The 10515-nt window shown below is 43.5% G+C and carries 9 protein-coding genes; 3 read left to right on the top strand and 6 right to left on the bottom strand.

Translation table 11 applies throughout. The features are described from left to right. Positions 1-247: 247 nt before the first annotated feature. The 6 genes from CJD36_RS16590 to CJD36_RS16615 all read right to left on the bottom strand — a co-directional run bounded on the left by CJD36_RS16590 (position 248) and on the right by CJD36_RS16615 (position 6476). Positions 248-598 (bottom strand): hypothetical protein, encoded by a 351-nt coding sequence (locus CJD36_RS16590; RefSeq protein ID WP_105040309.1) that lies wholly within the window; start codon positions 596-598, stop codon positions 248-250. Between the two features lie 661 nt (positions 599-1259). Then, positions 1260-1739, bottom strand: coding sequence for a ComEA family DNA-binding protein (locus CJD36_RS16595; RefSeq protein WP_105040310.1), 480 nt, complete (start codon positions 1737-1739; stop codon positions 1260-1262). Between the two features lie 72 nt (positions 1740-1811). Continuing rightward, a complete protein-coding gene (locus CJD36_RS16600) occupies positions 1812-2888 on the bottom strand; it encodes an iron-containing alcohol dehydrogenase family protein (protein ID WP_105040311.1) in 1077 nt (358 codons plus the stop codon). 439 nt (positions 2889-3327) lie between these two features. After that, positions 3328-5265 (bottom strand): T9SS type A sorting domain-containing protein, encoded by a 1938-nt coding sequence (locus CJD36_RS16605; RefSeq protein WP_105040312.1) that lies wholly within the window; start codon positions 5263-5265, stop codon positions 3328-3330. 102 nt (positions 5266-5367) lie between these two features. Then, positions 5368-5925: a DUF6368 family protein gene (locus tag CJD36_RS16610; protein WP_105040313.1), complete on the bottom strand. Its 558-nt coding sequence runs from the start codon at positions 5923-5925 to the stop codon at positions 5368-5370. A 101-nt stretch (positions 5926-6026) separates the two neighbouring features. After that, positions 6027-6476, bottom strand: coding sequence for an HAD domain-containing protein (locus CJD36_RS16615; RefSeq protein WP_105040314.1), 450 nt, complete (start codon positions 6474-6476; stop codon positions 6027-6029). Positions 6477-6891: 415 nt separating this feature from the next. Between CJD36_RS16615 and CJD36_RS16620 the strand changes: the two genes are divergently transcribed. The 3 genes from CJD36_RS16620 (at position 6892) to CJD36_RS16630 (ending at position 9865) form a co-directional block, all read left to right on the top strand. Continuing rightward, positions 6892-7482, top strand: a complete 591-nt coding sequence (locus CJD36_RS16620; RefSeq protein ID WP_105040315.1) for an RNA polymerase sigma factor — start codon at positions 6892-6894, stop codon at positions 7480-7482. Next, positions 7463-8695 carry a hypothetical protein gene (locus CJD36_RS16625; protein ID WP_105040316.1) on the top strand — a complete coding sequence of 411 codons (1233 nt, stop codon included), beginning with the start codon at positions 7463-7465 and terminating at the stop codon, positions 8693-8695. The genes CJD36_RS16620 and CJD36_RS16625 overlap by 20 nt, the downstream gene beginning before the upstream one ends. A 324-nt stretch (positions 8696-9019) precedes the next feature. After that, positions 9020-9865 carry an NAD(P)-dependent oxidoreductase gene (locus CJD36_RS16630; RefSeq protein ID WP_105040317.1) on the top strand — a complete coding sequence of 282 codons (846 nt, stop codon included), beginning with the start codon at positions 9020-9022 and terminating at the stop codon, positions 9863-9865. The last annotated feature ends 650 nt before the right edge of the window (positions 9866-10515 follow it).

Raw genomic sequence — 10515 nt, forward strand, 5'->3', positions numbered from 1 at the left:
TCAATAGGTGTATAGGCGGCTAGTCGTAAGTCGTAAGTTGTAATTGGAGAAGTCGTAAGTTCAGGCATTCGTTAAGGTTAAACGTCATGATGCCGAAGGTATCAGATGTCTATAGCAAAATCAGACAGTGATTGGGAACGATGCCGAAGGTATCGGATGTTTGGTTAAGGGAAATATTCCTAACTAACTGGTAATTGAGGAAAGAGATGTCTTAACTCGGGACTAACCACTATCTACTAATGACTATTTACCCCTTGATAACCACCTCTGCCATAAAACCGAAAACTTTGATCTTAATGCCTTGCTTCAGTGCAATGATGTGATTGCCGGCAGGCAGCGTTTTTATGTCAATTTTGTTGCTGCCACGGTTAATGGTTCCCGACTGTTCTACAATGCCTTGCTCGTCCATAATGTACAGCTCCATATCCTTATTTGGCAGGTTTTTAAACCGGATATTTTCTCCTGTCATTTCCATCTTTGTATGTTGGAAGACGTTAGCCGCGGCCTTTATGGCTGCGGGTTTGCGCTCTGCGCTGTTGCGCGCTGTAGCGCCCAGTACTAGCAATAATAATGCTCCTGTGGTGATGATGTGTTTCATAAAATCTGCTTTAAGTGTGTTACGTATATATGACGAACGACCACTCAATTTTGTTACAGATTTTATGATATTTATTTTTATTTACTTTGATGGTATGCGCTGAATAACTACGCACTAAAAGTATTATGGATCGCTCCGATGATCAATGTCAGTGAACTATTTCGATTTATATCAAAAAGTGCTGCCCTGAAAGGGCAACCTCAATAGCGTAGGGCGTTTCAGCCCTACGTCTAATATCCCATAACACTAAGCTCTTAAGGAGCGCAATAAATATAGAGAAATCCCTAAGTCAATGTCATTGACTTAGGGATTTGGAATGCATGTTATGATGCTGAAGGCATCACATGTCTGTAGAAAATCAACTAAATAATTTGGGACGATGCCGAAGGTATCGCATGTCTAAATAAGCAACTTTTCCTAACTCAATATAATTGCGCAGTTAGGCCAATGTCATTGACTTAACGATTTTTGTCAGCCCCAACGGGGCGAAATATGACAGCCGAGGGTGAAGCCCTCGATTAATTCGCCACAATACACAAAGCCCTCCTATATTCGCAATCAGGCAATATCTGTAAGTCAATGTTATTGCGCCGTTAGGTGCAAAAGGTTTGTAGCGCTATATCCCCCCTACACAGCGTGCCGTAGGTACGCAACTCCACTGTTATTCTGAGCTTTTGCTACTATCTACCGCAAGATGCTTCTTTACCACATCAAATGTTCCCTTCGGTATACTTTGCACATCCAATAGCTCATCTACCTTCTTAAAGAGGTGCTTTTTTCTGTACGCCAATATCTTATGAGCCATGGCAGGCCCTATCCCCTTGAGTCTGACAAGCGTTTCGGAATCTGAGGTATTGATATTGATGATAGATGGTAGCGGAGCATCATCCTCGCTTGTCTTGTCGGCGTATGTTGACTGCTCATTTCTTACAGAATCACTTATAGGCTTAGGTTGACTACGTTTAAACACTTCCCAGGCAGCACGTAGCTTCTGTTCTTCTTCAGCATTATGTTTAGGATGCACGTAGTACACCATGGTGATGCGCACTGCCAATAAAATAATGATCAATGCGGAAAGGCAAACCATGCCTATCCGCTCATTGCGGGTAAAGGAAATGTATGATCGTACAGCGCGTTTCATGGAGGTGATGCAAAATAAAAAAGCTGCCCGATAATCAGGCAGCTTTTGCAATAAATATTGAAGGACGTCTACTTACAGCTTTTCGTAAATAGCACGCAATTTTTCACGGGTCATTATTGTCTGCCAATCCTTACCCAGTGCATTTTCCCAAAGTGGTGCCATGCCCAGTGATACGTTGATCATAATGTCAAACTGTTCATCTGTAAGGCCCTTGGTAATACCTTCGGGAATGTAGATGTCGTTCTTTTTCAACATTTTATGGAATGTTGCCACACCTTCAGGATAATAGTCCTGCAGGTGATTGAACACTATGCAATTACCTATGCCATGCTTGGTACCCAGCAGGTAGCCAAGTCCGTAGCTAATAGCATGAGCCACACCTACCTGCGAATAAGCAATACTCATACCACCGGCGTAAGAGGCCATCATCAGCTGCTCATCACTTTCTTCATCCCAGTTGTCTTTGTGCAGAAATATTTCTTCACATAGATCCTGTGCCTTTTCTCCATAAGAACGGCTGAATTCATTGATGAACGTGCCTTTCAGAGATTCTACACAGTGAATAAAGCAATCCATTCCGGTATAGAAGCGCTGGTTCTTAGGCGCATCTTTTGTTAACGCGGGGTCCAATACTATCTGGTCAAAAGGGGTGAAGTCAGAGTTCATTCCCAGCTTGCGGGTAGGGCCTGTTAATACGGTGGTGCGGGAAACTTCTGCACCGGTACCAGATAGGGTAGGGATACCTACTTTATAAACCGACTTGTTTTTTACAAGATCCCATCCCTGGTAGTCCTGCGCTTTGCCGGGGTTGGTCATCATTATAGATACTGCCTTGGCAAGGTCCATTGTAGAACCACCACCAATGCCAATTACACCCGATACTGTACCGAACTTATCCTTCAGCATCTGTGATACTTCGTCTACATAAGATGTTTTAGGCTCATGGTCTACATCAGCGATAACCAGTATATCATTGGCTCTTACCGGTATCCGCGCTTTCAGCTCATTGTTATTCTCAAAGAAATGATCGAGCAGGAATACCATCGGTGCATCACCCTTACGGTGCGGAGCTATGATCTCATCTACCTGGTCGAAACAACCACGGCCGTAGACCACATAGTCTACCATCTTAAAATTACGAAACTTCATATTGCGAGTTGAAAAGTCAGATATTGAAGCCCAAATTTAAGGTTTTGCCCAACAATCAAAGCACCTTTTTTGCCAAAATGAGCATTGCTATCAAGTTAAGATGCTAATAGTAGGTCATGATCTCAACTGCAGGTGGGAATCATATGTTTATAGTAAATCATATTAAATAGACATTGAAAATAGGTGCCATCTAATGTCATTGCGCCGTTATGTTCAAAAGCTCTGTAGCGTTCATTGATACCTTTTTAACATGGCGCCCCGTAGGGCAATGTCATTAAGTTAAGGCGCTAGCAACAGGTCATGATGCCGAAGGTATCATATGTCTATAGTAAATCAGATTGTATTTCAGGAACGATGCCGAAGGTATCGCATGTCTGTATAAGCTCCCTTCCGTTAAATTAATGACATACCCAACAGAGATACATGCTATTTACTACCCTCAGTGTATTACCTCCAACTTTACAGACTTACTGCCTTCGTCGGTCTGCACATTAACAATATACAACCCACTCCCTAGTGGGTCAACCGGTAATTCTATTTCGTTTCTGCCTGCAGAGAATTGGGTTACAGAGTGAGTATAAAGGGTTCTGCCGGTAAGGTCGGTAAGCGTCACATGTGCGGTTCCTGCACTGTTCAGATTGAAATATGTCCGCGCATCGTCTTGTGCCGGATTAGGATATACTCCTGCCGAAAATGCATTAGCATTTACATCAGTTACTTCTACCGGGAAGCGGATCTCATTGCTATTCAGTACGGTGCTGTCATTATGTCTTATCAATAAGACTTTCGCTTTTACTTTGTGTGGGTTCCAGGCAGGGTCAAGAGTAGTAGTGAACGTGTAAGAATAGTCGATACCTGCGCTCAGAGTAGAGGGCAGCATTCCCGGTTGTCCGTCTGGCGATGGGAATGCCTTTCGGGCTACATAGTTATACACCATACTGGCAGCGGGTATTGGGTTAGCCATCGTTTCAAAGCCGCCCATTGGCCCATGTGCGTTAAAGGCATAGTTATTGGCCTGGTCCCATGCTATGGTCGTGCCGGTCACCCCATCTTCTGTAAGTATGAGCACCAATCTGAAATCGCCGGTCATATCCAATGCAGGTGTTACTTTGGCCGTCACATTAATGCCATCTATATCATTAAACGACGATAACTGCATATTGGCAAAACCAAAATACTGTTTTTGTATATCCAGGTAGTAAAAGAAACTATCCAGCGGTATGCTCTTTCTTCTGTCAAACAGAATGTAGGGTACATAGTTCCAGCCGAGATTAAACATGAAATCATGATAGGGTGTATCCACCATTGGGTCAAACTCATGTATAGAAATCAGCGTGGCAGGCACGTCCATTAGCGGTAACATTTTCAGGTAGTAAATATTGCGGGGAGACCACCCATTATAGGTCCCTTCGCCGCTCTCTATCGTCAATCTTTTAGAGGGCATAAAATCTACTCCTGTAAGGTGTGTAATTGCTGAATCATTGGCATGATTAGCATCGCTGTCCAGTGCTGCCCATACTTTAATGGTGTGCATGCCGGTGGTAAATACAGTATCCGGTATATTATGAGAGAATACCGTTGTGGCAAATGCCGGCATATTAAGCCCGGTGATTAAATTAGCCATTATTGGTCCCGAGTCCTGTTGATAGAATAGGCGGAAAGAATGCACCGTATCCAGCCCTTGGTTGTAGATCTTTACCTTATGTATGTGCGATTGACCGGGCACCAGGTAGCTAAGCATAGTATCTGTAGGTGTAGCTGAAAGTACTGCAAGATCTTTATGGGCGGGAATGAAAACAGTCACATTATCTATAGCCCAGCCCATCATATGCCCTCCATCGTCATTATACCTGAATCCTATCCTGATATTACCCACATGGTCGTAGGCCGATAAGTTGATGTAGTGAGTATTAAACAACCCCTGCGGTACGCTTGGTGCCACGTTTTCAAGCACCGTCCAGGAGCTTCCGCTGTCTGTCGAGATCTCAACTGTTGCTCGCTCCGTATCTCCGGCATAGCTGTACCCGGCAAAATAAGAGTCATATTGGAGCCATGCACCCGCCACAGGCCCCATATTAATGAGTGGTGTGCTGGTGAGTACGTTGGTGTCATTTGGGTCGGAAGTGCCACACTCCGCAAAGCAGGCCACTTTGTTTGTGCCTGAATTTTCAGCCATAGCTGCCCCTAGCGGTATCATACACGGCCCAACTGTAAAAGGAATCCCACACTGCCAGGGCACCACACCCGAAAACTGGTATGGCCACCCGGTAAGGTTATAGCTAGGCATCCCATCAAATTTCTCTTCAAAAACAATGGTTTGCGCGTTTAAGTAACAGGTCGAAAAGAGGAAAATAATAAGAGTAATGGCTGTTTTCATCCAGTCTGTCTTTAGTTGTTATCGGGGACACGTATATATCTCTGTAAATATATAGACGTAATATTATGGGATAATCTTGGGTGATAAGTAAAATGGTTCCCGTCATTTGATCATCCTGAAATTGTCTTGTTTTATAAAGGCTTTTAAAAATTGCAGGTCGGCGATCTGATAATAATATTGGTTGCCGGGTGTTGTTTCATACCATATGTCAAGCAACTGGCCTTCGTAAATAAGATCCTGTTTTCTTTTCATCACGTCTCCACAAAAGTTGATATAGCCGCCAAATTTTTCCAATAAGGCAATTGCAATGTATCCTAGCAGCAGGTGGTACTGTTGGCCGTTACATCCCGAGTAAAACATGATGTGGCCGTGCGGCCTGAATCCAATGGCCTGCTCAAGTTGCTGCAAAATGGCCTCTTCTGGTTGTTCCTCAGCTCCCCAATCATCGATTAGCCCCGCCCAGGTACTAAGTGAAAAAGTACATAGATTGTCGGGGGCGCTGCCCGGTATAATAATTTCTATCATTGGGTAGAAATCCCACGATTGTTTTCCATCAGATCTGTTAACGTCTGTGCCAATATGCATCAGATAGCCATCTAGCTCCGCTATCTGACGGTCACTCAGCGGTTGTTCTAATAATATGCTACAGACTGGTCCCATATAGTTAGATGTTTTTTTTAAAAATTAGCGGATTGTTTCACAATGCTCTTCTGAATGTGCCTGTTTTAGCCCTGCATTTCGACTCAGGCAGACAATGGTCTCTACCTGTTCATCATCGCTCTCGCAATCTCCAAATGTTCCTCCGTAAGCCCAATATGCGAACTCGTCTGGATTAAGTTATCTTTTAAAATAGCAGGAAGATCATTGAGTGATTTATCGTCATCGACAATAATAAAGCGCTCGTTGCCTTTGTTTAGACCAAACCAATTCATTATCTCTTCCTTCCTGCTTAGGTTACCAGTGTTCGCAGGAAGACAGCTTAATTTATCAATTATGATACCTCTCACTTTAAAAATGCCTTTCCATTCTTCAATGCTATAGTTCGATTTATGAGAAGTTGTAAGTATCACGGTCGTATCGCCGGAGATCAAACTCTGAAGTACTTTGGTTGCGTTAGTACTAAACGCAGCAAAGCCATCACTTAAAAGGTCAGGCCTCGTCCAGCTTTTTGCAGGCACCATTACGCCATCTATGTCCAGAAATATCAGCATTCAAATGTAAAGGTCATTGTTTGTATGCTTATTTCGGATGCAAAATATAAAAATGTAAAAATATTTTTACAAACACCCAAGATTTCCGTTTCTCCCATCGTCTTATTATTAGTGGTTAGTTTGAATGTTTGAGAAGGCGCCTTTAAAAACACTTAGACAACACCTGTAGACACTATCATAATCCTTTTAAATTCTATCAAAAACCGTTTAGAAACCCTATTGTTTGTAAAAAAGAGAACCTATTTGACCTATTTCTAAATCGAAGAGCTGGCGTGAATGGTGAAGAGCCCCTATAAACTATCTATCATTTAATTGTAAAATGATACCCAAAAGATGTGATGACGCATCAATAAAAAAGACGAGATGAGAAAAATGTAGTAATTTAAGGCTGTAATCAAAATAATTACCTCCCCTTATGCCCGCATATTCTGAACAAGATATAATAGCAGGGTGCCGGAAAAAAAGCCGGGCTATTCAGGAACATCTGTACAAAACGTACTACAGCATGTTCTTGAAAGTATGTGCGAGGTATGCCAAAAATATGCAGGATGCAGAGCAGCTGCTTAATGATGGCTTTCTTAAAATTTTTACACAAATAGATAAGTACGGCAATACTGGCTCCTTCGAAGGATGGATGAAGCGCGTGGTAGTTAATACCTGCCTCGACTACCTGAGAAGTACTTATCTGAAAGAAGAAATGACAATGCATGTGAATGCGATACAACCCGAGGATACCGACTTGTCGGTGACCAACGAAGGACTGGAGCATATCGAATTCCGTGAATTGGTAAGTATGATACAAGTGCTCCCTTCAATGACAAGAACTGTTTTTAACATGTTTGTTTTTGAAGGGTTTAACCATAAAGAGATTTCAGAACAATTAGATATAAGTGAAGGCACCTCTCACTGGCATGTGCACCAGGCGAGAAATGTACTTCAGAAAAAAATCACCAAGGTAGAACAACAACTACAACAAAAAGTGACGTATGAAACCAGGAGAATTTGACGATTTGGTCAGACAGAAGTTCGACCAGAACGACTTTGAGTTTAGCCCCCGAAACTGGGAGAAGCTCACTGAAGAATTAGACGGGCAAAAGAAGAAAAGAGGTCTGCTGTTTTGGTGGATGCCCCTTATGGGTGTAGCTGCCACTGTAGCTATGGCATTCGGTGTGTCTACTGTTATCCGCCACGGTGGTGGTGTTAACAGCACATCTGCCACACCTGCAGCAGTTGCATCAACTCATAAGCATAAAGCCAGCCATGCACAGGTTGCTCGCATTGCTTCACCTGCCGCTGTTATCCCTGCACAGGAAACACCCGTAGCTGAAGTAGCTGACAATAACACTATTAAAACTGAATTGCCGGCTAACACAGCTAAGATCGACGATAAGAAAGCAGTAACTACTACCAATACAGATGTTGCTTTGAATAGCAAACCTGCTGTTGCAAGCGCACCTTCAAATATTGTATCAACATTTGCTGCTAATGCCGAAGACGCCAAGATCGAAGCACTGAAGAAAAAGAAGAAAGTAATTCTTGCTCCCGGCTACTATACATTCAACGAAGAAGAAGTAGCTAAGAAAGATCCTAAGGTAGCTATTGCCCTGGGTGGTGGTGTAAACTACAGCTCACAAAGCAATGGTTACATGGTAGGTGCTACTGCCCGCCGGATGATCAATGATAAGGTATATGTAGAAAGTGATATCGCTTTTATAGGAACTAACAATACACAGAAGACCACATACTTTGACAAAACCGGAACCGTTGGTACCACTCAGGCTGTCTCTGCTTTAGGTGCTTCTACCATGGGTGCCAAAATATCTGCCAACAAGAATACTGATGAGGCTAAAAACACTGGTTCTACTCCACAGGGTGTTATGAGAACACAGGATCAGGCTTACAATCTGTATTATGCTCAGATAACACCTAGCATCGGCTACAAGCTCACTAAGAAACTGTCTTTAGGCGTAGGTCCCGACTTCCAGCAGATGTTGGTAGACAACCGCCCCGAGGTATCAACAACAGAGCGTGGTAATATAAGAGTATCACCTATGTTCGATATGGGTTTTATGGGCAAGACAGAATATGCCATCTCAAAGGGAGTTAAGGCTGCTGTTTATTATAGAGAAGGTATCAATAATATCATCACTCCTACTAATAAATACATAGATCGCAACTACCTTCAGTTCCAGATCAAGTGTACCATTCTTAACAGGTAATTATTTCGAACGCTAATAAATAAATATAAAGGGCATCCAATGGATGCCCTTTATATTTTTATCTTCTATCGGTGAAAGCGATATTATACCATATAAACATTCACAATAGGCACCTTCTCACGTCATTGCGCCGTTAGGTGCAAAAGGTTTGTAGCAATACACATCATCTCTTTAACCGCGAGCCGTTAGGTTTGCGCCCTATCGTAACTGTGACTAGGTTTAGTGTTTACCCGTGTCATTTGCTAAGAATATATCAACCTAGGTACTCAAATAAAACACTAAATTTGGTCTGACATTACACACCATAATAAAACACACCCACCAATGATAGCATTTTTAGGAATGGGCCACCTCGGCGCCAACTTTGTTAAGGCCATGCTCGATAAAGGCCGGAAGGTAAACGTATGGAACAGAACACCTGCTAAAGCCACTGATCTCGAAGCAGACGGAGCGAAAGCCTTTGCCAACATCGCCGACGCCGTAAATGGTGCTACCCACATTCACCTTACCCTAAAGGACGATGCAGCTGTAGATGAAGTGCTGGAGCAGGCGAGTGCAGGCTTTTCTGCGGGGGCTATTATACTAGATCATACTACCACATCCACAGCCGGCGCAGCCAAACGCGCTGAATACTGGAAAAAACGTGGATTTGCCTACCTGCATGCGCCTGTATTTATGGGCCCGCAAAATGCAAGAGAAAGTACAGGTAGTATGCTGGTGTCAGGAGATCAGCAACTGATAGAAGAAGTTACACCTTTATTAGCTGCAATGACAGGGAAAGTGCTGAACTTCGGTACAGACCCTTCCAAAGCGGCTGGGTTAAAGCTTATCGGCAACCTTTTACTCATTGCCATGACCGGTGGACTGTCAGATGCGCTTTCACTGGCAGGGGCAACCGGTGTAACTGTTGAAGACATGGCTAAGCTGTTCGAGACATTTAATCCCGGCAACACATTACAAGCCCGCCTGAAGAAAATGACCAGCGATACTTTCGATCAGCCTACCTGGGAGTTGAACATGGCCCGCAAAGATGCCGGATTAATGATGAAGGAAGTTTCAGGTAAACCTCCTATGGTCATAGTCCCGCCTGTAGCAGCCGTTATGGATAAATGGATAGCCAACGGCCACGGTCACCAGGATTGGACGGTAATAGCAAAAGATAGTTTGTGAGGTGTAGTATATAACAAAAGGGATGGAAGCTGTATTATATATAGGTCGGGGCATTAGTTCCGACCTATTTCTTTACTCAAATTGATCAATCTTGCATCTGCCGCTGTTGCCTATCCCGACCAACAGCCATCAGGCCGGTTCTCTTTGAGTCACCTCTCTGTATCCGGCGGTATTCGTTTTGTACATGTCCCAACCCACATTTATTCATCGTAGGGGCAATCCCTTGCGGTTGCCCTGCATCCGGCGGTATTGTTTTATACATACACCCAACCCATCTGCCGCTGTTGCGTCTCCCGACCAACAGCCATCAGGCCGGTTCTCTTTGAGTCTCTCTAGCACTGGTCTAAGCATTCGCGGAGTTTATCCCGATTTTTTCGGATCCCAACTCCTGCTAGTATCTCGCTTGCGAACCTTCAAATTGCTGTCGTCACGTTAGTTCCGATTATTTCGGGACTAACGTGACTACCATTTTGACGCGTCTCTGACCCGAACACCCGGCAGAAACACACCATTTACCCACCCTTCAGACGTAAAACAGTCTAAATTCCACGCCCTACGCATAATTTAAAACATATACCTCGCTTGAAATAGGCTAGAGTGGCTCATCTAAATCAAAAAGTAGATGTAAAATGGCAAAAATAGTTTGGTGT

This window comes from Flavipsychrobacter stenotrophus, from assembly GCF_002954265.1.
Lineage (GTDB): Bacteria > Bacteroidota > Bacteroidia > Chitinophagales > Chitinophagaceae > Flavipsychrobacter > Flavipsychrobacter stenotrophus.

Excerpts from the sequence above, each read along its gene's own strand:
- CJD36_RS16600 (WP_105040311.1), bottom strand. The coding sequence starts at position 2,888 with ATGAAGTTTCGTAATTTTAAGATGGTAGACTATGTGGTCTACGGCCGT.
- CJD36_RS16595 (WP_105040310.1), bottom strand. The coding sequence starts at position 1,739 with ATGAAACGCGCTGTACGATCATACATTTCCTTTACCCGCAATGAGCGG.
- CJD36_RS16590 (WP_105040309.1), bottom strand. The coding sequence starts at position 598 with ATGAAACACATCATCACCACAGGAGCATTATTATTGCTAGTACTGGGC.
- CJD36_RS16630 (WP_105040317.1), top strand. The coding sequence starts at position 9,020 with ATGATAGCATTTTTAGGAATGGGCCACCTCGGCGCCAACTTTGTTAAG.
- CJD36_RS16610 (WP_105040313.1), bottom strand. The coding sequence starts at position 5,925 with ATGGGACCAGTCTGTAGCATATTATTAGAACAACCGCTGAGTGACCGT.
- CJD36_RS16605 (WP_105040312.1), bottom strand. The coding sequence starts at position 5,265 with ATGAAAACAGCCATTACTCTTATTATTTTCCTCTTTTCGACCTGTTAC.
- CJD36_RS16620 (WP_105040315.1), top strand. The coding sequence starts at position 6,892 with ATGCCCGCATATTCTGAACAAGATATAATAGCAGGGTGCCGGAAAAAA.
- CJD36_RS16615 (WP_105040314.1), bottom strand. The coding sequence starts at position 6,476 with ATGCTGATATTTCTGGACATAGATGGCGTAATGGTGCCTGCAAAAAGC.
- CJD36_RS16625 (WP_105040316.1), top strand. The coding sequence starts at position 7,463 with ATGAAACCAGGAGAATTTGACGATTTGGTCAGACAGAAGTTCGACCAG.